This window comes from Halarcobacter sp., assembly GCF_963676935.1.
Taxonomy (GTDB): domain Bacteria; phylum Campylobacterota; class Campylobacteria; order Campylobacterales; family Arcobacteraceae; genus Halarcobacter.
The window spans coordinates 2885894-2910178 of the sequence record NZ_OY781470.1; the positions used below are offsets into that span (position 1 = coordinate 2885894).

Consider the following 24285-nt stretch of genomic DNA (forward strand, 5'->3'; position numbering starts at 1 on the left):
TAAAAATTTACAAATAAAAAAAGATAATATTATGTCACAAACACCAGAATTTACACACTTACATTTACATACAGAATATTCACTTTTAGATGGTGCAAATAAGATTAAACCTTTAGCAAAAAAAGTAAAAGAGATGGGGATGAAAAGTGTTGCCATGACTGACCATGGTAACATGTTTGGAGCTATCGACTTTTATAATGCAATGAGAGCTCAAGGGATTAAACCTATAATTGGGATGGAAGCCTATATTCACAACTCTGAAGAGATTGATGATAAAACTACAAGACAAAGATTTCACTTATGCTTATATGCAAAAAATGACACAGGATATAAAAACTTAATGTATTTAAGTAGCCAAGCATATATGCACGGTTTTTACTATTATCCTAGAATAAATAAAAAGCTTTTAAAAGAAAATAGTGAGGGTTTAGTTTGCTCTGCTGCTTGTTTACAAGGAGAGATAAACTGGCACCTAAATACAAACAATGAAAGAAATGTAAAATTTGGTGCAAAAGGTTACGATAGAGCAAAAGAGATCGCTTTAGAGTACAAAGAGATTTTTGGTGATGACTTTTATTTAGAGATAATGAGACACGGGATTGGTGACCAGTTATTTGTTGATGATATGATTTTAAAAATAGCAAAAGAAACTGGAATAAAAGTTGTTGCTACAAACGATACTCACTATTTAGAACAAAAAGATGCTGAAGCTCATGAAGCCTTTATGTGTATTGCAATGAATAAACTTTATGATGACCCAAATAGACTTAGACACTCGGTTCACGAATTTTATTTAAAAACACCAGAGCAAGTTGCAAAACTATATGCAGACATTCCCGAAGCAATTGCTGCAACTCAAGAGATTGCAGATAAATGTAATTTAGAGATAAAACTAGGTAACCCTACTCCGCCAAACTTTAAATTTACAAGACAAAAGTTAGAAGAATCAAATGTTGCAATTCCTGAGCCTGAGAATGAATACTCTTTAGTAAATGATATCGCCTTGTTTGAGCACAAATGTTGGGAAGGTTTAGAAAAGCGTTTAGAGATTGTTCCTGAAGATAAACACCAAGAATATAGAGATAGACTACAAGTAGAGATTGATATTATCAATAACATGAAGTTCCCAGGATATATGCTAATCGTTTGGGACTTCGTTATTGTTGCAAAACAGATGAAAATACCAGTAGGACCAGGAAGGGGTTCTGCTGCTGGAAGTTTGGTTGCTTATTCCCTTTTTATTACAGATATTGATCCTATGCCTTATGGTTTACTTTTTGAGAGATTCCTAAATCCAGAAAGGGTATCGATGCCCGATATTGATATGGACTTCTGTCAAAGTAGAAGGGGTGAAATTATCGATTATGTTGTTCAACAATATGGTCGTTCAAATGTTGCACAAATTATCACCTTTGGTAAACTACTTGCAAAAGGGGTTATTAGAGATGTTGCTAGAGTTCTCGATATGCCATACTCAAAAGCAGATGCTATGGCAAAACTTATTCCAGATGAACTTGGTATTAATCTTACAGACTCATATGAAAAAGAACCAAAGATTAAAGAGCTTTGTGATGCAGACCCTCAAGCAAAAAGAGTATGGGAATTTGCTTTAGCCTTAGAAGGTCTAAATAGAAATGCAGGTACTCATGCAGCCGGAGTTGTTATTTCAAATGAACCTTTATGGAAAAAAACTCCCCTGTTTAAACCTTCAGGTATGGATACCATTGCGACACAATATAATGGTAAGTATGTCGAAGATGTTGACTTAATTAAATTTGACTTCTTAGGTCTTAAGACCCTTACCGTTATTGATGAAGCAAATAAACTTGTTGAAAAGAGATATGGAAAAAAGATTGACTTCATCCTTGAAGATGTAAATGACCAAGGAGTTTATGATTTAATTCAATCAGGAAATACAATTGGATTATTCCAGATAGAATCTGCTGGTATGCAAGACCTTGCAAAAAGATTAAAACCTTCAGGTTTTGAAGATATCATTGCGATGCTAGCACTTTATAGACCAGGACCTATGGAATCAGGGATGCTTGATGACTTCATCGATAGAAAACATGGACGTGCTGAAATTTCATACTTTTATGATGAATTTGTTGAACCTTTAAAACCTATTCTTGAACCAACCTACGGAGTTATTGTTTACCAAGAGCAAGTTATGCAGATTGTGCAAACTATTGGTGGATTCAGCCTTGGAGGTGCCGACTTAGTTAGACGGGCAATGGGTAAAAAGATTAAAGAAGAGATGGATAGACTTAAAGGTGAATTTGCCGAAGGTGGAGTAAAAAAAGGTTATGTAAAAGAACACTGTGAAGAGCTTTTCGACCTTATTGTAAAATTCGCCGGATATGGTTTTAATAAATCTCACTCGGCAGCTTATGGTCTTGTTACATTCTATACAAGCTTCTTAAAGAAATATTATCCAACAGAATTTATGGCAGCCTTACTTACACTTGAAAAAGATAATACTGACAAAGTTGTAAGATATGTTGATGAAGTAAAAAGATTAGATATTGAACTTTTCCCTCCACACATTAATAAATCTGACCTTGTTTTCTCTGCTAGAGAAATAGATGGAAAAGAGGTTGTAATGTTTGGTATGGGTGCCATTAAAGGTGCTGGAGATGTTGCTATTAACTCTATTTTAAAAGAAAGAAGAGAAAATGGAGATTTTAAAGACCTTGGAGACTTTATCTCTAGAATTGATGGAAGTAAAGTTAATAAAAGGGTAATTGAATCTTTGATTAAAGCTGGTGCACTTGATGATTTTGAATACTCAAGAAGAGCATTATTAGAACAAATTGAACTAATAGGTGAATATGTTGGTAAAGCAATGCAACTTAAAAAGCAAACAACATCTTCACTATTTGGTGATGATAAAGAGATGTTAACTGTTGAAGTAGAACTAGATCATCTACCCGAATTTGAGCCAAAAGAAATATTAGAATTTGAAAAAGCATCATTAGGATTCTATGTATCTGGTCACCCTCTTGATGGTTATAGAGAACAACTTGATAAAATAAACTATACATTAAGTTCAGAAATAGATGAAGTTGCAGATGGTTCACAAGCATTGATTATTGGTAAGATTGAGGAGATAACTCAAAAAATCTCTAAAAAAGGAAATAAATTTGGAATTGCAAATGTTCTGGATTTACACGGAAACTTAGAGATTATGCTTTTTGAAAATAGACTAAAAGAGCTTGAAGATGATTTTAAAATCGATTTAAAAAATCCTTGGGATTCTGAACCAATTGCTTTTAAAGTTAAAATTACAAAAGATGGTGATTTTACTAGAATGAATATCTTAAAAATTGAATCTTTAGATGATGCAAAAAAAGATAAAGTAAAAACAAAACTTGCAGAAAAAATGGAACCACCTTTAACCATTGCTATTCCTTACGAAGAAAAAGAGGATTCTATGTACAAACTTTTTGATTTGATTGCAAATAATCAAGGAAAAAGGGAATTAAAAGTTGTTATAAAAACAAAACTAGCAGATATAGAGTTAGAAACAGGATTTAGTGTTTCTTCAAATGTAGAAGAATATATTAAACAGATCCAAGGGGCATATGTAGTTGCATGATGAAACAAATATTATTAACAAATGACGACGGTTTTGATGCTATTGGATTAAAAGCCTTAGTTGAGGCATTATCGCCTTTGGCAAAAATTATAGTTGTTGCTCCTGCAAAAAATAAATCTGCTTGTGGCCACTCTTTAACACTTGATAGACCATTAAAATTAGATTGTGTAAGAGATGATTATTATAAAATTGATGATGGGACACCAACTGATTGTGTATTTATCTCTCTTAACAATCTTTTTAAAGAGGGATATAAACCTGATTTAATAGTTAGTGGGATTAATATTGGTGCAAATATGGGAGAAGATATCACCTATAGTGGGACTGCTGCTGGTGCGATGGAAGCGGTACTTCAAGGTGTCCCTGCAATTGCAATATCTCAAGTTTGTAAAGATCGATGCCAAGATATAAAAAATGGTTGGGACTTTGCCCTAGCAAAAAAAACTATTGCAAACATAGTGGAAAAAATATTTCAAGGCGAATTTCCATTAAAAGAAAGAAGATTTTTAAATATAAATATTCCTCCTATTAAAGAAGAAGAGTGTAATGGAATAAAAATTACAAAAGCTGGCCATCGAGAATATGGAAATGATACACATAGACACTACAATCCACGAGGTGAAGAGTTTTACTGGATAGGCTTACATCCTCTAATTTGGCAAGCTAGCGAAGACAAAAGCTGTGACTTTGAAGCAATAAAAGATAATTATGTTTCAATAACACCTGTAAAACTTGACTTAACTTCTTATGAAGAGATGGATAAATTAGATATTTGGTTAAAAAAAGGAGAAAAATAATTGAATTTAACAAAATCACTTCTATTTAATATAGATAAATTAGTAGGTACACTAAAAACAGAAGAGGAACTAAAAGAGGTTCTAAAAAGAAAATTTACAAAAAAAGAGTTTAAAGTATTTGTTGCAATGGAAGATAAAAAAGATATAAAAGAGATTGCTAAACTAATCAATGATGAGGAAGAAAGAGTTGAAGAACTTTATAAAGCTGCCTGTAAAAAATTAAATCAAGAAAAAATAAAAAAAGAGTTAGTAAACCTATAAAAAGAGAAGCTACATTTTTAATGTAGCTTTTCTAATAAAGTCTGAAATCATTGAAACCCCAGATTCTGATGTTTTTAATTTATCGAAATTTACCAATATCATACCAGCAAACTTTTTACCTTTGTAAAACTCAATTCTAAAAAGATTACCATTAGTATCAACTGAGAAACCATTTAAAAATTTATTTTGTTTAATCTCTAAACCACTCTCATCAACTCTACCTTTTTTTACAAAACCAATAACATTTACCCTAATATCTTTTATTGGTTCAACTAAAAAACTTTCATTTACATCAACTATTGAACCCATTTTTATCTCTTTTTTTACTCCATCAATCACCATATTAACTACTTTTGTTTCAGTGTCAATATCCATATAATCAGGTTTTAAATTTGCTAGTTTTCTATTTCCATAATGGATTACAAAAAGTCCATTATCTTTTACAACTGTAAGAAGAGGGTTAGAAGGACTAAATTCTAAAGTTCCATCTTTTTTTATTGGGAAATATTTTAATAATGTTCTAATTTGACTAAGTGGAAGCTGTATTGTCTCATCATAAAAAGATATATAAATATCATCATCAATAACCCTTTTAACACTTAAAGAATTCAAATCAAATTTACGTTTAAACTCTATTCCCATAATCTCCATATATTTTTCTAAAGCTAAAAGGTGATAATAAGTTCTTTCGTGTAAAGGCAAGGTTTTACTAGCTTCATTTCCAAAAGCTGCCTTTCCATTATTTATAGCAAAATATGTAAGACTTTTTTCCATCTCTTTATCACCCATTTTTGTATGAGTATTTTTTGTATGGTAAAGATCTCTATCTCTTAATAAATTTTCATTTACATGTTCGCAAACCTCTTTAGATATCTCTTCGAGATTTCCATAATAATCAATATCAAGTTTTGATTGATCTATAATTGAACTTTGTCCCCACCTATCAGGAGAAAAAGTCCAGTTAGTATAATCTTTCCTATAAAAACCACTTCCATCATGCAAATTTAGTACAACTTTTACATCATCAGAAGTAATATATTTTTTGATTCTCTGAACTGTTTCATAATCAGGGTCATCTTTAGAAATTTTTGCAAACTTTCTATTCATATCACCATAAGGACCTCTTGATCTTTTAATAATAGAATAAAAATTTAAATTTGGTACAACCCAAACTGAGCCTTTTGTAATCTCATAATGGGTAGTGATAATTGATGCAGCCATAAATGCACCTGGTTCGTCACCTTGGATTCCACCAATTATTAAAAGGGTATTATCATCTTGCTTCCCTTTTTTTATAAAATCAAACTCCATATTATTTACATATGAATTTGCAAAAAGATTTTGAATAAATAAAGCTATTATAAAAATTCTAAATAACTTTAACATGCCATGGTTCATATCTTACCCCGTCCTTATTATTAATTGTATATCTCATCTCTATATATTTTAAACTTCTCATTTTTAGGAATTCTTCAGTAAGAGCAAATCTTGGAGAAAAGTTAGCGTGGCCAAAACCTTTTTTGCCCACATCAAAATCTGCAATTGTATGATAAGTAAATGCTGGTGGAGCTAAAGATTTTGAGGCAACTGATAGATTAGCATCTACACTTGCTAATTTATCTAAAAAAAGCTTCATCTGTTTTACAATACTTCTGACTCCTGAAGTTAAGATCAAGTTATCTCCAATATCATCTAACATTTTAAAGTAGGTATCGTGGGGATTACCTTTAAAAAGATAATGACCTGTACCAGCTATTTTTATTACATCATTTTTGTTGATTTTTTCTGTAATGTTGTTAGATATTCTTTTTCCATAAAAACCATGTATATTCGGATCATAGTAAAAAATATATTCCATAAAATCCAATTCTTCTTTTGTAAAAGTTTCTAAAGTAGAAACTTTTTTTGAAAGTTCAATTATTTCATCAAAGCTTATGATATTAAAGTTACCATACCCAACAAATCTTTGCATTAGTAAAAGTTTTTTTCTAACACTAATAAAACTATTCACATATTCTGGATTTAAATATATATCTTTTTGTACACTTAACTCTTTTTCAACCTTTTCTTTTGTGACTATTTTTTCTTCTATTTCAGATTCTTCAATAATATTTTCTTCTTTCGCAACCACTTTTTTTTCTAGATTAGATTCTTCAATAATATTTTCTACTTTAGGTTCTTTTTCCTTATCAATAATAATCTCTTCTATTTTTTTAACAGTTTCTTTTTTATCTACAAGGATATTTTCTTTTTCATTTAAACCAAAGACTTTTATGAAAAAATCTAAAATATCTTCTTTTTTTTCATTTGCAAATAATTCAGAACTGCTTAAAAGAACTGTAGGTATAGCTATTTTAAAAAAATCTCTACGTTGCATTTATATTAAAGTACCATCTTTATATCTTTATGATCACCTAATAATTTATGTAATTCTGTTCTATCATCATCATTATGTACTATAAGTTCAATATTATAACTTTTGAATTTCCCTTTTTTACTTACATTTGATTCTTTGATACTATGTTCCCTATCTCCAAATATATCTTTTGATATATATTTCACATTTACAGTTTCTAATATTACTATTTTATATTTCCATGAGCATGGATAGGTAAGTTCCAATTTATGTTTATTTAAATCAATCATACACTATCTCCTTTAAAATTTTTCCTATTAAAGTCTCCACTTTTACCACCACTTTTACTTTCAAGTTGTACTTCAGAAATGACCATTGTTTTATCTATCGCTTTTACCATATCATAAATCGTAAGTAAACCTACAGATACTCCTGTCAAAGCTTCCATTTCCACCCCTGTCTGACCTGACAGTTTAGCTGTTACATATAGTTTAAAACCTGGAAGTTCTGGCAACTCTTCAATATCACAATTAATGCCACTTAAAAGTAAAGGATGACACATTGGTATTAAATCACTTGTTTTCTTTACACCCATAATTGCAGCTATTACTGCTGTTTGAAGTACTGGACCTTTTTTTGTATTATTACTTATAATAGCATCAAAAGCCTCTTGACTCATCGAAATTTTTCCTGATGCTATAGCAACTCTAGTTGTATCTTCTTTATCAGATACATCTACCATTTTAGGTCTATTTTTATCATCTAAATGTGTTAAGCTCAAGTTATTTCCTTTACTATATTAGTACGTGGATTATAGCCTCTCTTTAGTTAAATTGAAATTAAGTTAATTTTAAATATAATGCAACCCTAAATTTAAAAAGAAAGAGGGTGATTTTAGTGCCAGGCATTAAAGTTAAAGATAGCGAATCATTTGACGAAGCATACAGAAGGTTTAAGAAACAATGTGATAGAAATCTTATTGTTACTGAAACTAGAGCTAGAAGATTTTTTGAACCAATGACTGAAAAAAGAAAGAAACAAAAAATTAATGCTAGAAAGAAAATGCTTAAGAGATTATACATGCTTAGAAGATACGAATCTAGGCTGTAATATTTCGTTATTTTCCAATAAAAAAGGTCAGTTTTTTAAGCTGGCCTTTTTTTATGCCTAATTTTTACATATATATATTTAATAAACTTAATATAAATATAGGTCCTACAAATGCTGCAACTAAACCTATTAACATAAAATCTTTAGAATTTAATTTCCCTGAAGCAAAAGCAATTGCATTTGGTGGTGTAGATACAGGTAATACCATTGCACATGAAGCACATAAGGCTATACTAATTACCATATAAGAAACTATTGAATCACCAAGTCCACTTACTAAAGCAACAATTAAAGGTAGCATAATGTTTGTAGCTGCAGTATTACTCATAAAATTCGAAACTAATATAACTATAAAAGCAAATATAGTAACTATAATAAATATATTTAAACCCTCAAGATTAAATTGTGTACCAATCCACTCATCTAATCCTGTTTTAGACACTCCTGCACCTAAAGATAATCCACCTATAATCAAAATAATTACATCCCACCTAATCTCTTTTATATCCTCATTATCAATAATACCAAATATTGTAAAAACCACTATAGGAAATAAAGAAACAACAGGTGTAGGTATATGATGTAAAGGACCAGATAACCATAACAAAACAGTAATAGTAAATACTAATATAACTAAAGCTTTTTTCCAACTTGGTATTGTAGGTATTTTAGTAAAGGTAGTAGTAGAATCATCATAATGTGGTATTTTCTTTACTTTATTTATATTGATAACATCTTCAGTTGATTTATATACTTTAAGTATTAACCATCTAAAAAATACAACTATTAATATTGCCGGAGGTAAAGCTATAGCCATCCATTCTAAAAAAGAAGGCGCATTATCTCCTAGTATGCCCACAGCAATAGCATTAGGTGGAGTACCAATTATAGTGCCCATTCCGCCAATATTTGCTGCTATTACAACACCAAGTAAAATACCTTTTTGAAAAGGATTATGTTCATTCATATTTTTTAGCATTGGGATTAATAAAGTCATCATCATAGCAGTAGTAGCTGTATTTGATACAAACATTGATAATACAAATGTTGTTAACATTAATCCAGTTAATATATTATGTGGAGAATTACCAAAATAAAATATAACTCTTTTTGCTAGCCATAAATCCAATTTTGTTTTAGAAGCAGCTATAGCTAAAATAAACCCTGCCATAAATAAAAAAATTAAAGGATTAGACCATGGCTTTAAGAAATATATCCACTCTTTTGAGTTTGAATCAAAATCAAAGTCATGAAAGCCTAATAAAAGTATTTCTAAGGATATTAATAAGAAAGATACAGCAAAAGCAGGAATTGCTTCTGTCATCCATAATAAAGCCGAAAAAGATAGGATAAACAACATTAAACTAGCTTCATAAGATAAGCTTGAATATTCTGGAATAATTGAGATGGAAAAAGCTATTAATAAGGAGATAAAAAATCTACTAACTGAATGTTTAATTGAAAACCTAAGCTTACCATTTATTATTTTACGTAAGTGAAAACGACTATCAAGCATTCAGTACCTTTTAACATTTAAAATAATTATATAATTAAAAAGCTAAAATAGGAGAGTAAACTAATAAAGAGTATAGGTAGTGGAAATAAAGATAAATAAAAAGCAAAGGGTAAAAAAAGGAGGAAAGTAAAACCATAGTAAGCAGAAGAAAAAAAAGACTAGAGACTAAAAAGTAATAAAAAAAGTAAAGAAGGAGAAAAAAGAGGGCAAAAAAAAAGCTCTTAGCTTAAACATCAAATAGAGATGAATAAACTAAAAGCTTAAAAAACACTCAAGAGCTGGCAGCGGCCTACGTTTCCACAAGTGAAACCTGCAGTATTATCAGCGCAGAGGTGCTTGACTTCCGGGTTCGGAATGGAGCCGGGTATTTCCACCTCGCTATAACCACCAGCAATATGAGTATCAAACAAACTTTAAAAGTTTGCTCTGTACTCACATTTATGAGTTATAAAAATTATAATGTTAAGTCTTTGACACAATACTGAGTTAAACTCAATAAGATAGTAAACCAAGAAATAGTTTAAAAAAAGCCAAACGATCTATTAGTACTAGTCAGCTAAACGTCTTTCAACGCTTACACATCTAGCCTATCAACCAGCTAGTCTTGCTGGGATCTTCAGGGAAAGTTCATCTTAGAGTTGGCTTCGAGCTTAGATGCTTTCAGCTCTTATCACATCCGTACGTAGCTACCCAACGATGCCCTTGGCAGAACAATTGGTACACTAGTGGTACGTTCATCCCGGTCCTCTCGTACTAGGGACAAATCTCTTCAACTTTCCTACGCCCACGGAAGATAGGGACCGAACTGTCTCACGACGTTCTGAACCCAGCTCGCGTACCGCTTTAAATGGCGAACAGCCATACCCTTGGGACCTGCTCCAGCCCCAGGATGCGATGAGCCGACATCGAGGTGCCAAACCTCCCCGTCGATGTGAGCTCTTGGGGGAGATCAGCCTGTTATCCCCGGCGTACCTTTTATCCTTTGAGCGATGGCCCTTCCACACAGAACCACCGGATCACTATGACCGACTTTCGTCTCTGTTCGACTTGTATGTCTCACAGTCAAGCTAGTTTTTGCCATTATACTCAACTGGCGATTTCCATCCGCCATGAACTAACCTTTGTAAGCCTCCGTTACTTTTTAGGAGGCGACCGCCCCAGTCAAACTACCCACCAGACATTGTCCTGAAGAAGGATAACTTCTCGCAGTTAGTAACTCAAATATTCAAGGGTGGTATCTCAAGGTTGGCTCCACTTGTACTAGCGTCCAAGTTTCAAAGCCTCCCACCTATCCTGCACATGAATATCCAAGCTACAGTGTCAAGCTGTAGTAAAGGTGCACGGGGTCTTTCCGTCTTTCCGCGGGTAGGAGGAATTTTCACCTCCACTACAATTTCACTGGATCCCTGGTTGAGACAGCTCCCATCTCGTTACGCCATTCATGCAGGTCGGTATTTAACCGACAAGGAATTTCGCTACCTTAGGACCGTTATAGTTACGGCCGCCGTTTACTCGGGCTTCAATCAAATGCTTCGCTTGCGCTAACATCATCAGTTAACCTTCGAGCACCGGGCAGGCGTCACACCTTATACATCCACTTACGTGTTAGCAAAGTGCTGTGTTTTTGGTAAACAGTCGGGAGGGACTCTTTGTTGCAACCTTTCCAGCTTTCGAGAGCAAGTCTCTATACCGGAGTAGGCACACCTTATACCGAAGATACGGTGCTAGTTTGCAGAGTTCCTTAACCAGGGTTCTTCCACGCGCCTTAGAATACTCATCCCACCCACCTGTGTCGGTTTACGGTACGGGCAACAAATAATATACTTAGTGGCTTTTCTTGGCACGACAGTATCATCGATTCTCTATCTCCTCCGAAGAGTGTCAAGAGCCTGTAAGATCTCGGTCTAACGATACCCGGATTTGCCTAAGTATCAACCTACGTCCTTCGACCCACTATTCCATCAGTGAGCTCGATTAACTCTATGCGTCCCCACATCGCGCTTATTTGTTGGTATTGGAATATTAACCAATTTGCCATCGTCTACCCCTTTCGGACTCGACTTAGGACCCGACTAACCCTACGATGACGAGCATCGCGTAGGAAACCTTGGGTTTTCGGCGTTAAGGATTCTCACCTTAATTCTCGCTACTCATGCCTGCATGCTCACTTCTATCCGCTCCAACGCTCCTTACCGGTACATCTTCTACGCTGAATAGAACGCTCTCCTACCACTTGATAAATCAAGTCTAAAGCTTCGGTGTACATCTTAGCCCCGTTATATTTTCCGCGCAGAATCACTAGACCAGTGAGCTGTTACGCTTTCTTTAAAGGGTGGCTGCTTCTAAGCCAACCTCCTGGTTGTCACAGTAACTCCACATCGTTTTCCACTTAGATGTAACTTAGGGACCTTAGCTGTTAGTCTGGGTTGTTCCCCTCTCGACATAGGATTTTATCACCCTACGCCTGACTCCTATGATTACGCATATAGTATTCGAAGTTTGATAGGGTTTGGTACCGCGGTAAGCAGCCCTAGCCCATTCAGTGCTCTACCCCTATATGTTACTACATAAGGCTATACCTAAATATATTTCGGAGAGAACCAGCTATCACGAAGTTTGATTGGCCTTTCACCCCTATCCACAAGTCATCCGAAGACTTTTCAACGCCTACCGGTTCGGTCCTCCACTAGCTCTTACACCAGCTTCAACCTGCTCATGGATAGATCACTTCGTTTCGGGTCTGCAGCATCTGACTAATTCGCCCTATTAAGACTCGCTTTCGCTACGGCTTCACACTTGGCTTAACCTTGCCAGATACCACAACTCGCAGGCTCATTATGCAAAAGGCAGTCCGTCACCCTGATAAATCATAGGGCTCCGAATGATTGTAAGCTAATGGTTTCAGGTTCTATTTCACTCCCCTCACTGGGGTACTTTTCACCTTTCCCTCACGGTACTTGTTCACTATCGATCTGTAAGTAGTATTTAGGGTTGGAAGGTGGTCCTCCCATATTCAGACAAAATATCACGTGTTCCGTCCTACTCGTTCTTAAGCCTAGTACCACATTAAAAATTTCGGTTACAGGAGTTTCACCTTCTATGCTCAAACTTTCCAGTTTGTTCACCTATTTAAAATGCTATCACTTAATGCCCTAATCCCATTTCGCTCGCCGCTACTTTGGGAATCTCAATTGATTTCTTTTCCTCTGGTTACTGAGATGTTTCACTTCACCAGGTTCGCCTCCTCGAAAGGATAACATGCATAACATGCTGGGTTGTCCCATTCGGAAATCACTGGATCAAAGCCTCTTGACGGCTCCCCAATGCTTATCGCAGTCTAGTACGTCCTTCATCGCCTCTTACAGTCTAGGCATCCACCATTAGCCCTTTATAGCTTATTTTATTTGAGAATAAAGTAATTTCTTACTTTAACCTTTTTGAATAATTATTCCTTGGCTACTATCTTATTGAATCTAAAACTCAATAAAACAGTTGTGTCTATCTATACTTTTTATATTAATAATCTTAATTATTAACATAATCATTTTTAGATATGAAATTTTTTTGTTTTTTTTAATAATCTTCATACGAAAGATCATTAAACGAAAAAATTAAAGACTTTAACATTATGTTTTTAAATATCATTGTTATTTGCATAACAGTTTAGGATAAATCCTAATATAAATTCTATTCTCTTTAGAATTTATATTAAAATTTAGCTAACTCTTTTAACTTGATTTGCTTAAATAGATGGTGGAGATAAGCGGGATCGAACCGCTGACCTCCTGCGTGCAAGGCAGGCGCTCTCCCAGCTGAGCTATATCCCCACATACTAATCAGATTATTATATGGTGGGCCTACCAGGACTTGAACCTGGGACCTCACGATTATCAGTCGAGCGCTCTAGCCAGCTGAGCTATAGGCCCATTCTTCACCTATTCTTTGAAATAATCTTTATAAACCGAACATGATAACTGCAATCTCTTTGATTGCTTTGGAAGTTAGAAACGAATCTAACTTCTCTTCTCTGAAAGGAGGTGATCCAACCGCAGGTTCTCCTACGGTTACCTTGTTACGACTTCACCCCAGTCGCTGAATCCACTGTGGAGGGTAGCTACTTTAGCATCCCCGCTTCGAATGAGTTCAACTCCCATGGTGTGACGGGCGGTGAGTACAAGACCCGGGAACGTATTCACCGTAGCATTGCTGATCTACGATTACTAGCGATTCCAACTTCAAGTAGTCGAGTTGCAGACTACTATCCGAACTGGGAGGCATTTTTGAGATTTGCTCCACCTCGCGGTATCGCTGCTCTTTGTATGCCCCATTGTAGCACGTGTGTAGCCCTGGACGTAAGGGCCATGATGACTTGACGTCGTCCACACCTTCCTCCTGGTTGCCCAGGCAGTCTCGTTAGAGTTCTCAGCCGAACTGTTAGCAACTAACGACGTGGGTTGCGCTCGTTGCGGGACTTAACCCAACATCTCACGACACGAGCTGACGACAGCCGTGCAGCACCTGTCCTACAGTTTCTGCAAGCAGACACTAATCTATCTCTAAATCATTCTGTAAATGTCAAGTCCAGGTAAGGTTCTTCGCGTATCGTCGAATTAAACCACATGCTCCACCGCTTGTGCGGGTCCCCGTCTATTCCTTTGAGTTTTAATCTTGCGACCGTACTCCCCAGGCGGTACACTTAATGTGTTAACTGCATTACTGCAATGTCTAGCATCGCAACAACTAGTGTACATCGTTTAGGGCGTGGACTACCAGGGTATCTAATCCTGTTTGCTCCCCACGCTTTCGCGTCTCAGCGTCAATAATGTTCCAGTAGATCGCCTTCGCAATCGGTATTCCTTCTGATCTCTACGGATTTTACCCCTACACCAGAAATTCCATCTACCTCTCCCATATTCTAGATAGACAGTTTCAAAAGCAGTTCAATAGTTGAGCTATTGGATTTCACTTCTGACTTATCTATCCGCCTACACGCTCTTTACGCCCAGTGATTCCGAGTAACGCTTGCACCCTCCGTATTACCGCGGCTGCTGGCACGGAGTTAGCCGGTGCTTATTCATATAGTACCGTCATTATCTTCCTATATAAAAGGAGTTTACGCTCCGAAAAGTGTCATCCTCCACGCGGCGTTGCTGCATCAGAGTTTCCTCCATTGTGCAATATTCCCCACTGCTGCCTCCCGTAGGAGTCTGGACCGTGTCTCAGTTCCAGTGTGACTGATCATCCTCTCAAACCAGTTAGGCGTCATTGACTTGGTGAGCCATTACCTCACCAACTATCTGATACCATACAGTCCCATCCTCTAGCACTAAAGCGTTTCCCTTGCATTCTTATGAATTAAAGGCATATAGGGCATTAGCAGACGTTTCCATCTGTTATTCCTTTCTAGAGGGCAGGTTAACTATACATTACTCACCCGTGCGCCACTTAGCTGACAACTTAAGCAAGCTTAAGTCCGTTCTCGTTCGACTTGCATGTGTTAGGCACGCCGCCAGCGTTCACTCTGAGCCAGGATCAAACTCTCCATAATATTATGAATGTTTAATTCTCTGACTTATGTTTTATTACTTTTGTAACAAAACTAAATCTCATTTGTAAAGCTTAGCTTTATGTTTCTTAAATAGACAAGGATATAATTTACTTATATTCTTGTTGTTATATTTTTGTGTTATCATATTCGGTTTATAAAAATTACTTCTTCTTACAAACCTTCGTTGTTAAAGATCATCCATCTCTTCAAAACTTTGTGTCGTTCCTCTGAAATTGGACGGGAATTATAATAGATTTTTTAACGCTTGTCAAGGGTTTTTTCTTATTCCTGGCTTAAATTTTGAAAAAAATCTGCTTTTTTACTTTTTTGTTCTCTTTAAGTATTTTCTTATTTTTATCATTAATATATATAGCTATATCTTTATAGTAACTATCTAATTTATAATTTTAAAGTAAATATTAAGTCTAACATTATAAAATGCTACAAAAATATAGAAAGGACGAAAATGTATAACAGAGATTATCTTTCACAAGAAACATCTCAGTACAAAACTTCTGTTGATTCATCAAGAGCAGGTTTAATGAGCTTCTTAAAAGCGACATATCAATTATTCGCAGGTTCACTGTTAGCAGCTACAGCTGGAGCTTATATCGGTCTTGATATGGTTTCAACAATAGCAAGTTGGTATTGGGGACTAGTAATTTTAGAATTTGTTTTATTATTTGCATTATTTGCTGTAAAGAATAAACCAGGAATTAACTTAGCAGTATTATTTGGATTTACTTTTATGAGTGGTTTAACGATTACTCCACTTTTAAGTACAATCTTAGCAATGCCTGCAGGTGCATCAATTGTTGCTCAAGCATTTCTAATGACTTCAGTTGCATTTGGTGGGATTTCAATGTTTGCAATGACTACAAAAAGAGATTTCTCTTCAATGGGTAAAATGCTTTTTATAGCATTAATTATTCTTATTGTAGGTTCTATTTCAAACATCTTTTTCCAATCACCACTATTACAATTAGGAATTGCAGGTGTTGGTGCATTGTTATTCTCAGCGTTTATCCTTTATGATACGCAACAAATTATAAAAGGTGGTTTTGAAACTCCAATTGAAGCAGCTATTGCTTTATATCTGGATTTCTTTAACCTTTTTGTTTCACTATTACAAATTTTTGGAATTTTAGGTAGTGACGATTAATTAAGTAGTTTCCTTTTGGAGACTACTTTCACTCTTATATAATGACTGACAAAAAAACACTTAGACTTATTGATGCAAATTTAAATCGCCTTAGAGAAGGTATTCGCGTCGTTGAAGATATATTTAGATATGTTTATGATAACAAAGAGATTTCAACAAAACTAAAAGAATTAAGACACTTAGCTAGACTAGAAAATTACAAAGAAATATTGGAAACCAGAGATATTCAAAATGATGTATTAAAAGAATCTATTAAAAGTGAGCAAAATAGAACAGATTTATACTCTATTTTAATTGCTAACTTTAAAAGAGCTCAAGAGAGTGCAAGAGTACTTGAAGAGTTTTGTAAACTAATATCTACTAAAGATAGTGAGAATTTTAAATATATTAGATATGAACTTTATAATTTAGAAATTGTTTTAACAAAAATAACTTCAAATTCTAAATAGTTTAAAGTATATTCTTTATATAATTTTTTTGCACTTTTAAAATCCAAGCTAGAACTTCCACCACTAACTCCAGATTTTTTAATATAATCAAATAGATCTTTTTTATTATCAAACTCTAAATTATAAGAAAAAACCTCAAATTCACATTTAAAGTATTTAGAAAAAGAATCTTTTATCTCAGATAAAGTTAAGATAGGAGAGTTTTTATTTGTAAGTTGTTGAATAGTCTTAAAAGTATTAGATGTAAATAATACAGCATCAATTTTATTTGTAGTTTCACTTAGCTTTTTTACAAGTTTAGACAAATCTTTAGACCATTGCATAGCAGATGAAGAAACAACATTATCAAACTTTTTCCCATCTAAAAAATCAAAAAACTCTTTTGAATCAAAATCATAACAAAATACTTCAAGGTTTTTTTCTTTTGGATGAAGTTCACACATTGATTTAGAAAAATCAATTGCCGTATAAGAATCAAACTGCCAATCTATATATTTAAATATTTGACCAGAACCACAGCCAACTTCTAATATATTTTTAGGTTTATTATTTATATCTCTTACTAGAGCTTTAGCTGCAATTTGTTGGATTATATTGAAGTTGTTATAATCATTTGCATATTGTGAGAATTGTGTTTCTACAGACATACGCGTATTTTAACTTTATTTTAATAAAATTTAGATAAAATATGTACCATTTTTTTAAAAGGAAAACTATAATGACATCTACACTATTAATAGTACAATTTGTTTTAGCAATTATAATTACTATAACTATTTTATTACAAAAGAGCTCAAGTATTGGTCTTGGAGCATATAGTGGAAGTAATGACTCTTTATTTGGAGCAAAAGGACCAGGTAACTTTTTAACTAAAGCAACTATGGTTTTAGGTCTACTATTTGTTGTGAACACTATTACATTGGGATATCTGTACAATCAAAACAAATTAGAAAGTGCTATTGACAATGTAAAAACTGATACACTAATTCCAGCTACACCTAAAGAGACTACTGCTCCTGCTGCACCTAAAGCACCAGTTGTTCCAGCTGAACCTGTAAGTAAGTAATAAATTATGAAGTATTTATCAATACTTCTTACAAAAACTGATACTTGTGATATAAAAAATCTTTATATCACAAGTAAAACTTTACTTTTAAACTATATCATAAATGTTAATAATGGTATAATTTTTTCAAAATAAAAGCTACTAAAACTAAACAAGGAGAATACATGTTAGAAGAAATCTACTCAGAAACAAAAGATCATATGGAAAAGTCTCTTGAAGCATTAAAAAGAGATTATAAAACATTAAGAACGGGGAAAGTAAGTACTACTATTTTAGATGGTATTAAAGTTGATTATTATGGAACACCTACTGATTTAAATCAAGTTGGTTCTGTATTAGCTTCAGATGCAACTACAATTGTTGTAAATCCTTGGGAAAAAAATCTTTTAAGTGATGTTGAGCAAGCAATTAATGCTGCAAATATAGGTGTTAATCCAAATAATGATGGGGAAATTATCAAACTATTTTTTCCACCTATGACTGTAGAGCAAAGAGAAGAGAGTGCTAAACAAGCAAAAGGTATGACTGATGATGCAAAAGTTGCTATTAGAAACGTTAGAAAACACTCAAATGATAAAGTAAAAAAACTACACAAAGATAAAGAAATCACTGATGATGAAAATAAAAAAGCATTAGATGAAATTCAAAAAATCACTGACTCATATGTTGCAAAAGCAGATGAGACATTAAAAGCAAAAGAAAAAGAAATTTTAACGGTATAATTATGAACATAGAACAAATATATAAAGATGCACAAGCATTATTAGAGGGTCATTTTAAACTTAGTTCAGGAAACTATTCTAAGTTTTATCTACAATCAGCAAAAGTTTTAGAAGATCCTAAAACAGCAAAACTATTAGCAGAAGCTTTAGCTAAACAAATCAAAGATTCTGGTATTAAAGTTGATGCGGTTTGTTCTCCAGCGCTTGGTGGACTTATTGCAGGTTTTGCATTAGCAACTGCACTTGATGTAAGATTTATTTTTGCTGAAAGAGTTGATGGTGAAATGACAATTAGAAGAGGTTTTGAGGTTCAAGAAGGTGAAAACTATATTATCTGTGAAGATATTATTACTACAGGTGGTTCAGCACTTGAAGCAGCAAAACAAGTTGAAAATGCAGGTGGAAATATTGTAGCTTATGCAGCACTAGCAAACAGAGGTTTTTGTTCAAGAGTTGGTAGTGATTTAGAAGCAAAAGATAATTGTAAACTACCATTAGATAAACCACTTTTTGCACTTGAAGATTTCACATTTAAAATGTATTCTCCAGAAGAATGTGATTTCAAAGATATTGCTTATAAACCTGGAAGTAGAGGTAACTAAGCTATAATGAGCAGATGGAGAGATATAAAACAAGGTAATATCAAAGAAGAAGAAACTTCTAAAACACCTGAAGACAACTCTTTAACATCTGCTCCTATTCCATCTAGAATTAAAGCATTTTTAGTTGATATGTTTATGATTATGATGCCTATAATGTATGTAACTACATATTTAATTATGGATGGTAAAGATGACTTCCAATCAAGCCAAGAAGCTAGATGGATAACAGCTGGTGTTTTTGGATTAATCATTATTGTTTTTTGGATTGCCAAAGGACAAACTCCTGGATATAAAGCATATTCTTTAAAACTTATAGATAATAACACAAAAAATAAAATATCTCTTGGTAAAGCAATACTTAGATACTTTTTATTTTTATTCTCAGCAACTACTATTTTATTAGCATTTATTCCTTTTTTTAGAAAAGACAAAAAAACCATACAAGATATATTGAGTAATAGTACTGTTGTAGAAGAAAAGTAGATGCTTTTTTTTAAACTTTCAGCTTTTTATTTTTTTTATTTTGCTGCTGTTGGTGTATATGTTATATTTTTACCAAAAGTTCTCCATGATATGGGATACAATGCTTTAGAGATTGGATTTATATTTGCATTAGCTCCACTAATGAGATTTCTTACACCTTTTTTATTTTTAAAACAAATAAAATTAAATCAAACAGTTTTTAAAACAGCTTTACTTTTATCAGTTGTTTGTTCTGTATCTTTTTATCTTACTATCAATAACTTTTATGCTTTTATGATAAATAATGCAATTCTAGGTGCATCTTTATCTTTAATCTTACCTTATCTTGAGGTAACTGCTATAAAGATATTAGGTAAAGGAAAGTATGGTAAATCAAGACTTTTTGGTTCAATTGGTTTTACATTAATATCATTGATGTTAGGACAATTTTTAACCCATCCTTATGTAGCATTACACTATTATCTAACAGTAAATGTATTAACTGTACTATTTGCATTTTTACTCTTAAGATATGATGACGTAAAGCATGATGAAAGTGTTTCAGATGAACCTTTTTCATTTTTCAAATATTGGCCTTTTTGGGTTAGTATCTTTTTTATGCAATTAAGTTTTGGAGGTTTTTATAATTTCTTTACAATCTATGAAACAGATAATGGTATTTCATTAGAGATGACCTCTTACATGTGGTCATTTGGAGTAATCTGTGAGATTGTCCTATTTTACTATCAAGCTCCTTTACTAAAAAATAATCTCTTAAATATAATAAAATTTTGTCTAGGAATTACTGTTCTTAGATGGTTTTTACTATTTTTGTATCCTGATAATGTGACAATAGCTTTTTTAACACAAAGTATTCATGCATTTTCATTTGGGCTATACCATAGTGCAACTATAATGTTCTTATATACACTATATGCAAATAAAAAGCTTGCTCAACAATTTATGTATGGTGTTGCTTATGGTTTAGGTGGATTTATGGGTGCATTAATTGCAGGATGGCTATATGGAGAGTATCTATTTTTATATTGTGCGATATTTACTTTTTTAGGATTGATTTTTATATCCAATAAAAAACTAGCCATAAATACAACAAACTAAAAAGGGATTTTTACCCTTCTTAGTTTTAAAAAGTATCTTCTAAAATTTCAGAAAACCTTTTCCAAGATGCTTTATCTGCTTCTTCATGATATCTTTTTGATCCAAATACTGTAAAAGCATGTGGTGCACCACTATAAGTTAACATTTCATGTTTTATGCCTGTTTTTTCTAATTCTACAGCTAAGTTCGCAAAATCTTGCATACTTACAGCTTTATCAGCTGTTCCATGAAAAACTACAATCTCACCTTTAGTTCTTGAATAATCTTGTCCTTTAGGAGTTTGTAATCCACCATGAAAAGGGATAAATTTTTTAAGCTTTGCTCCTGACCTTGCCATTTCTAAAATAGCAGCCCCACCAAAACAATACCCAATTCCAACTGCATTAGATACATTTAAACCTAATTTTTTGGCTTCATTAAATCCACCATCAAGTAAAGTTCTCATCTTAACTCTATCTTTATAAAGTTCAGATGTTAATCTTTTTTTATCTTCAATTTTTTCAGGTCTTACACCTTTTCCATACAAATCAACTGCAAATGTAGCATAACCCATCTCATTTAACATTTTTGCTCTTTTTACTTCATAATCTGTTAAGCCATCCCAATCATGAACTAAAAATACTAATGGAGCATTTTGTGAAGGTGAACTAATATATCCTTCATATTTTTTTCCATCAACTTCATAAGTGACAAATTGTTCTGAAGCAAATAAAAACCCTGAAACGAGAACCAACAAAGATAATATTTTTTTCACATTAACCCCTTAAAGATAATTTTTAAAAATATATTATCAATATAAGCTTAACTGTTTATAATCAAAATAAATTAATTTAAACAATATCCATCACTATTAATTTAACATTCTTTTTCTCTTGAATCTCATTTAGTTTTAGTCCTGGAATTTGCATATCCATAAATTCACTATGGTTTTTTATCCCATTTTTAGCTATCTCTTGTAAAAGTTTTCCTCTATAAAACTTAGCCCAGTGGGAAACAACTTTTCCATCTTTTACAAATTTAAAAGTAAGTACATTTGCTTTTTTTACTTTATAGAATTTTTCATAAAATCCTGCTCTCAAATCAATAACTTCTTCACCAACAAAACTATCCAAAGCATTTGTAAAATTATCCATATAAAATTTTTCTACATTTATGTTAGGAAGCTTTGCTCCTTGTTTATATTTATAATCAGGAATTAAATTTTTTGCTAATATTGGACCAAAAAGATTTGAAAAAAGTATTACGTTTTCATCTATATAGTTTTGCTCTACTTGTGATAAACTATTATAATCTAAAGCATCGAATGCAACTCCATTGTATCTATTAATAGCTTTCATTGTAGGTTTTTGAGTTAAACTCTCTTTGTATTTTTCAACATCTTCCAGTTTTTTTAATCCAAACCATTTTGATAATTCTTCTATTGTAGATTTTTTTATTAAATCTTCATATATATTAAAAACCTCTTCTCTTTTAGGAAATAGTTCAGGGAAGCAAAAATTATCTTTACAAAATGAAGCTTCATCTCCTCCACTATTTTTTGTTTCTGCAGGAGCTAGTAGTATTTTCATATTAACCTCTTTTTTTATATTTTAAAATTATTACGCTAACAACCATTATTACAATTAAAATCCAAATAAATCTAATATCAAATTGACCTATAAAATTTACTATCTCTTGTAAAAATAAACCCCATAGAGTCATAGAAATAATAGTTGCTAAAAAAACGATAAATATAACAGTAAAATGCTTCATTCCTATTAAAAATCCAATTATTGAACCAACAATTGGACCAGTCATCCAAAAAGGGATAAAAACAAAAATAAATAAACCAAGTCTTCCATATTTTACAAAGACATCATTATGTTGTTCCTTCTTTTTTTGAACTTTTGAAAAAAATTCTTCTAATCTTTTTATTTTTAATACACCTTCAAAACTAAATACAAATAGTGAATATATCAAAGTTACAAGTATCATTTCTGCTAATATATTAAAAGTAATAACTTGTAGATGAGAAAGGTTTGAAGCATATCCAAATGATATTGCAGGAACTCTTCCAATAAATAAATTTGTAAATAACATTGTTGCAAGTTTACTAGAAACACTAGCATCAAAGAAGTAATATATAACAAGAAAGATAGTTGTACTTAAAATTAAAACAATTGAGATAAGTAGGATTACACCAACTTTAGTACTAAAAATTTTTTTGAGTAACTCTTTATTCAATAAACTCACCACTATGGTATAGCCAAAGATTGTTTACTTTTACAAATTTACTTTTTTCAACAAAAGATACATCTATTGCACCTTGAAAAAGAATTGCTTTAAAAGTAACAAAAGCCAAATCCTCACCATCTTCAAAATCTAAAATCTCTAAACCTTTAAATTCAGTATGATCAAAAAAATCATGAATAGATTTTTTCCATTTTTCGGTATCAGATGTAAAATCTTTATTATCTCTATGTGTCGTATTTATAATATATTGAGAATCATTTGCTGCATATGCACTGAATCTTGATTTCATTAAATCTAATGCACTATTTGGATTCTCTCCAAAATGAAAAACTCTACAACATTTCTTATATTTTTTTTGACTTCCACATGGGCAAAATGAATTTCCAGAAATCTTCATATTATCAACCTAGTTTGGATTTTTCTTTTATTATAGCAAAAAGTTTTATAAGAGATGATATTTAGTTAATTTAACTAAATATCATCTAAGATTAGTTAATTGTTTTGTTTTTTAATTTTTGAAATTAATTTAGGACCAAAACCTTTTATTGAAGACAAATCCTCTACACTATTTATTTTCTTATGCTTTCTATATTCTATAATAGCATCCGCTTTCTTATCACCAATACCCTTAATTGCCATTAAATCATCTTTTGATGCAGTATTAAAATCAATTGCTGCGAAAAGAAATGTTGACAAAAACAAAATACTTAAAACAAGTCTTTTAATCATGACTACTCCTTTTAAAATAATAAAACACATTATAACTTAATAATATTTATAAATATATTTTTTTAAATTATATTTATAAATATTTTTATTATTTGCTTCTAATAACAATTGTTATAAAATTGTTTAAAAATTTAAAAGGTTAACTATGGATAATATTAAAATCCCTTTAGAACTAGTTTCAAATATCATATCAATTCTTATACTATTGGGGATTTTCTTTAAATATTATCAATATAAGAAAAAGTTAGATGTTTTGAAAGGTTTAGATGTTTTAAAAACTAAAAATCAATTAACATTAGAAGATAAAGAGTTTATAAACAAAAACTATAAAGATTATTCACTAATTCTAAAAAAAGAAGAAGAGAGATTAAAACTATTTAATCCTATATTTATTCTAATAGCAGGAGTATTAATTGCATTTTTATCATTTCAAGAAGCAATGATACATTTAAATGTAATTGTTGTTGCTTATATCTATTTACAAGTAAATAGAATCCATATAAGAAATTTTGTTAGCTTTTTAAAAGAATTAAAAAATGAAGAGAAAAAGGATTAA

General features: G+C 32.3%; 24 protein-coding genes, 2 tRNA genes and 3 rRNA genes. 13 read left to right on the forward strand and 16 right to left on the reverse strand.

What is annotated here, in order from left to right; all coding sequences use genetic code 11:
• Positions 1–31 precede the first annotated feature (31 nt).
• Genes dnaE through ACKU4C_RS14025 form a run of 3 tightly spaced genes read left to right on the forward strand, consistent with a single transcriptional unit; the run spans position 32 to position 4656 of the window.
• Entirely contained in the window at positions 32–3598 is a 3567-nt protein-coding gene (dnaE, locus tag ACKU4C_RS14015; protein WP_321313032.1) for a DNA polymerase III subunit alpha, read from the forward strand.
• Positions 3598–4395 carry a 5'/3'-nucleotidase SurE gene (surE, locus tag ACKU4C_RS14020; protein ID WP_321315888.1) on the forward strand — a complete coding sequence of 266 codons (798 nt, stop codon included), beginning with the start codon at positions 3598–3600 and terminating at the stop codon, positions 4393–4395. Before dnaE ends, surE begins: the two co-directional genes overlap by 1 nt.
• A complete protein-coding gene (locus tag ACKU4C_RS14025; protein ID WP_321313034.1) occupies positions 4396–4656 on the forward strand; it encodes a hypothetical protein in 261 nt (86 codons plus the stop codon).
• 9 nt (positions 4657–4665) lie between these two features.
• Here ACKU4C_RS14025 and ACKU4C_RS14030 read toward each other — a convergent pair whose 3' ends face one another.
• Genes ACKU4C_RS14030 through moaC form a run of 4 tightly spaced genes read right to left on the reverse strand, consistent with a single transcriptional unit; the run spans position 4666 to position 7793 of the window.
• Entirely contained in the window at positions 4666–6042 is a 1377-nt protein-coding gene (locus tag ACKU4C_RS14030; RefSeq protein WP_321313035.1) for a M99 family carboxypeptidase catalytic domain-containing protein, read from the reverse strand.
• Positions 6026–7033 carry a M15 family metallopeptidase gene (locus ACKU4C_RS14035; protein WP_321313037.1) on the reverse strand — a complete coding sequence of 336 codons (1008 nt, stop codon included), beginning with the start codon at positions 7031–7033 and terminating at the stop codon, positions 6026–6028. The genes ACKU4C_RS14030 and ACKU4C_RS14035 overlap by 17 nt, the downstream gene beginning before the upstream one ends.
• A 5-nt stretch (positions 7034–7038) precedes the next feature.
• Complete coding sequence (locus ACKU4C_RS14040) at positions 7039–7302, reverse strand: DUF493 domain-containing protein (protein ID WP_321313038.1); 264 nt, start codon at positions 7300–7302, stop codon at positions 7039–7041.
• On the reverse strand, positions 7299–7793 hold the full coding sequence (moaC, locus tag ACKU4C_RS14045; RefSeq protein ID WP_321313041.1) for a cyclic pyranopterin monophosphate synthase MoaC: 495 nt from the start codon (positions 7791–7793) through the stop codon (positions 7299–7301). The genes ACKU4C_RS14040 and moaC overlap by 4 nt, the downstream gene beginning before the upstream one ends.
• A 116-nt stretch (positions 7794–7909) precedes the next feature.
• Between moaC and rpsU the strand changes: the two genes are divergently transcribed.
• Positions 7910–8122: a 30S ribosomal protein S21 gene (rpsU, locus tag ACKU4C_RS14050; RefSeq protein ID WP_129083051.1), complete on the forward strand. Its 213-nt coding sequence runs from the start codon at positions 7910–7912 to the stop codon at positions 8120–8122.
• A gap of 64 nt (positions 8123–8186) precedes the next feature.
• On the opposite strand, the gene ACKU4C_RS14055 is transcribed toward rpsU, so the two are convergent.
• From ACKU4C_RS14055 to ACKU4C_RS14080, 6 genes are all read right to left on the reverse strand, one after another.
• Positions 8187–9638 carry an SLC13 family permease gene (locus ACKU4C_RS14055; RefSeq protein ID WP_321313044.1) on the reverse strand — a complete coding sequence of 484 codons (1452 nt, stop codon included), beginning with the start codon at positions 9636–9638 and terminating at the stop codon, positions 8187–8189.
• A 276-nt stretch (positions 9639–9914) separates the two neighbouring features.
• Positions 9915–10030 (reverse strand): 5S ribosomal RNA (gene rrf, locus ACKU4C_RS14060).
• 129 nt (positions 10031–10159) lie between these two features.
• Positions 10160–13039: ribosomal RNA gene (locus ACKU4C_RS14065) — 23S ribosomal RNA — on the reverse strand.
• A gap of 350 nt (positions 13040–13389) precedes the next feature.
• Positions 13390–13465 (reverse strand) — tRNA-Ala (locus ACKU4C_RS14070).
• Between the two features lie 22 nt (positions 13466–13487).
• Positions 13488–13564, reverse strand: a tRNA-Ile gene (locus ACKU4C_RS14075).
• A gap of 104 nt (positions 13565–13668) precedes the next feature.
• A 16S ribosomal RNA gene (locus tag ACKU4C_RS14080) occupies positions 13669–15186 on the reverse strand.
• Together the 16S, 23S and 5S rRNA genes with 2 tRNA genes alongside form the textbook arrangement of a ribosomal RNA operon.
• A 466-nt stretch (positions 15187–15652) precedes the next feature.
• Between ACKU4C_RS14080 and ACKU4C_RS14085 the strand changes: the two genes are divergently transcribed.
• On the forward strand, positions 15653–16348 hold the full coding sequence (locus tag ACKU4C_RS14085; protein WP_321313046.1) for a Bax inhibitor-1/YccA family protein: 696 nt from the start codon (positions 15653–15655) through the stop codon (positions 16346–16348).
• A gap of 41 nt (positions 16349–16389) precedes the next feature.
• Positions 16390–16797 (forward strand): thiamine-phosphate pyrophosphorylase, encoded by a 408-nt coding sequence (locus ACKU4C_RS14090; RefSeq protein ID WP_321313048.1) that lies wholly within the window; start codon positions 16390–16392, stop codon positions 16795–16797.
• Here ACKU4C_RS14090 and ACKU4C_RS14095 read toward each other — a convergent pair.
• A complete protein-coding gene (locus ACKU4C_RS14095) occupies positions 16749–17444 on the reverse strand; it encodes a methyltransferase (protein ID WP_321313050.1) in 696 nt (231 codons plus the stop codon). The genes ACKU4C_RS14090 and ACKU4C_RS14095 overlap by 49 nt on opposite strands.
• A 71-nt stretch (positions 17445–17515) precedes the next feature.
• On the opposite strand from ACKU4C_RS14095, the gene secG reads away from it, so the two are divergent.
• Genes secG through ACKU4C_RS14125 form a run of 6 tightly spaced genes read left to right on the forward strand, consistent with a single transcriptional unit; the run spans position 17516 to position 20768 of the window.
• Positions 17516–17863, forward strand: a complete 348-nt coding sequence (gene secG, locus ACKU4C_RS14100; protein ID WP_321313052.1) for a preprotein translocase subunit SecG — start codon at positions 17516–17518, stop codon at positions 17861–17863.
• A 6-nt stretch (positions 17864–17869) separates the two neighbouring features.
• Positions 17870–17998 (forward strand): hypothetical protein, encoded by a 129-nt coding sequence (locus ACKU4C_RS14105; RefSeq protein ID WP_321313054.1) that lies wholly within the window; start codon positions 17870–17872, stop codon positions 17996–17998.
• A 29-nt stretch (positions 17999–18027) separates the two neighbouring features.
• Positions 18028–18585, forward strand: coding sequence for a ribosome recycling factor (gene frr, locus ACKU4C_RS14110; RefSeq protein ID WP_321313056.1), 558 nt, complete (start codon positions 18028–18030; stop codon positions 18583–18585).
• A 2-nt stretch (positions 18586–18587) separates the two neighbouring features.
• Positions 18588–19187: an orotate phosphoribosyltransferase gene (gene pyrE, locus ACKU4C_RS14115; RefSeq protein WP_321313058.1), complete on the forward strand. Its 600-nt coding sequence runs from the start codon at positions 18588–18590 to the stop codon at positions 19185–19187.
• A gap of 6 nt (positions 19188–19193) precedes the next feature.
• Positions 19194–19670, forward strand: a complete 477-nt coding sequence (locus ACKU4C_RS14120) for an RDD family protein (protein ID WP_321313060.1) — start codon at positions 19194–19196, stop codon at positions 19668–19670.
• Positions 19671–20768: an MFS transporter gene (locus ACKU4C_RS14125; RefSeq protein WP_321313061.1), complete on the forward strand. Its 1098-nt coding sequence runs from the start codon at positions 19671–19673 to the stop codon at positions 20766–20768.
• Positions 20769–20793: 25 nt separating this feature from the next.
• On the opposite strand, the gene ACKU4C_RS14130 is transcribed toward ACKU4C_RS14125, so the two are convergent.
• The 5 genes from ACKU4C_RS14130 to ACKU4C_RS14150 form a co-directional block, all read right to left on the reverse strand.
• Positions 20794–21522, reverse strand: a complete 729-nt coding sequence (locus ACKU4C_RS14130) for a dienelactone hydrolase family protein (RefSeq protein ID WP_321313063.1) — start codon at positions 21520–21522, stop codon at positions 20794–20796.
• Positions 21523–21598: 76 nt separating this feature from the next.
• Positions 21599–22336: a YaaA family protein gene (locus ACKU4C_RS14135; RefSeq protein WP_321313066.1), complete on the reverse strand. Its 738-nt coding sequence runs from the start codon at positions 22334–22336 to the stop codon at positions 21599–21601.
• Between the two features lies 1 nt (position 22337).
• Positions 22338–22991, reverse strand: coding sequence for a small multi-drug export protein (locus tag ACKU4C_RS14140; protein ID WP_321313068.1), 654 nt, complete (start codon positions 22989–22991; stop codon positions 22338–22340).
• Positions 22984–23397, reverse strand: coding sequence for a YchJ family metal-binding protein (locus tag ACKU4C_RS14145; RefSeq protein WP_321313069.1), 414 nt, complete (start codon positions 23395–23397; stop codon positions 22984–22986). Before ACKU4C_RS14145 ends, ACKU4C_RS14140 begins: the two co-directional genes overlap by 8 nt.
• Before the next feature lie 95 nt (positions 23398–23492).
• On the reverse strand, positions 23493–23729 hold the full coding sequence (locus ACKU4C_RS14150) for a helix-hairpin-helix domain-containing protein (RefSeq protein WP_321313072.1): 237 nt from the start codon (positions 23727–23729) through the stop codon (positions 23493–23495).
• A gap of 145 nt (positions 23730–23874) precedes the next feature.
• Here ACKU4C_RS14150 and ACKU4C_RS14155 point away from each other — a divergent pair, with 145 nt between their 5' ends.
• Complete coding sequence (locus tag ACKU4C_RS14155; protein ID WP_321313074.1) at positions 23875–24285, forward strand: hypothetical protein; 411 nt, start codon at positions 23875–23877, stop codon at positions 24283–24285.

Coding starts and splice junctions, on each gene's coding strand:
- ACKU4C_RS14030 (WP_321313035.1), bottom strand. CDS start 6,042: ATGTTAAAGTTATTTAGAATTTTTATAATAGCTTTATTTATTCAAAAT.
- ACKU4C_RS14090 (WP_321313048.1), top strand. CDS start 16,390: ATGACTGACAAAAAAACACTTAGACTTATTGATGCAAATTTAAATCGC.
- surE (WP_321315888.1), top strand. CDS start 3,598: ATGAAACAAATATTATTAACAAATGACGACGGTTTTGATGCTATTGGA.
- ACKU4C_RS14085 (WP_321313046.1), top strand. CDS start 15,653: ATGTATAACAGAGATTATCTTTCACAAGAAACATCTCAGTACAAAACT.
- secG (WP_321313052.1), top strand. CDS start 17,516: ATGACATCTACACTATTAATAGTACAATTTGTTTTAGCAATTATAATT.
- frr (WP_321313056.1), top strand. CDS start 18,028: ATGTTAGAAGAAATCTACTCAGAAACAAAAGATCATATGGAAAAGTCT.
- pyrE (WP_321313058.1), top strand. CDS start 18,588: ATGAACATAGAACAAATATATAAAGATGCACAAGCATTATTAGAGGGT.
- ACKU4C_RS14055 (WP_321313044.1), bottom strand. CDS start 9,638: ATGCTTGATAGTCGTTTTCACTTACGTAAAATAATAAATGGTAAGCTT.
- ACKU4C_RS14155 (WP_321313074.1), top strand. CDS start 23,875: ATGGATAATATTAAAATCCCTTTAGAACTAGTTTCAAATATCATATCA.
- ACKU4C_RS14135 (WP_321313066.1), bottom strand. CDS start 22,336: ATGAAAATACTACTAGCTCCTGCAGAAACAAAAAATAGTGGAGGAGAT.
- ACKU4C_RS14125 (WP_321313061.1), top strand. CDS start 19,671: ATGCTTTTTTTTAAACTTTCAGCTTTTTATTTTTTTTATTTTGCTGCT.
- ACKU4C_RS14105 (WP_321313054.1), top strand. CDS start 17,870: ATGAAGTATTTATCAATACTTCTTACAAAAACTGATACTTGTGATATA.
- ACKU4C_RS14145 (WP_321313069.1), bottom strand. CDS start 23,397: ATGAAGATTTCTGGAAATTCATTTTGCCCATGTGGAAGTCAAAAAAAA.
- ACKU4C_RS14035 (WP_321313037.1), bottom strand. CDS start 7,033: ATGCAACGTAGAGATTTTTTTAAAATAGCTATACCTACAGTTCTTTTA.
- ACKU4C_RS14095 (WP_321313050.1), bottom strand. CDS start 17,444: ATGTCTGTAGAAACACAATTCTCACAATATGCAAATGATTATAACAAC.
- ACKU4C_RS14120 (WP_321313060.1), top strand. CDS start 19,194: ATGAGCAGATGGAGAGATATAAAACAAGGTAATATCAAAGAAGAAGAA.
- ACKU4C_RS14040 (WP_321313038.1), bottom strand. CDS start 7,302: ATGATTGATTTAAATAAACATAAATTGGAACTTACCTATCCATGCTCA.
- dnaE (WP_321313032.1), top strand. CDS start 32: ATGTCACAAACACCAGAATTTACACACTTACATTTACATACAGAATAT.
- ACKU4C_RS14150 (WP_321313072.1), bottom strand. CDS start 23,729: ATGATTAAAAGACTTGTTTTAAGTATTTTGTTTTTGTCAACATTTCTT.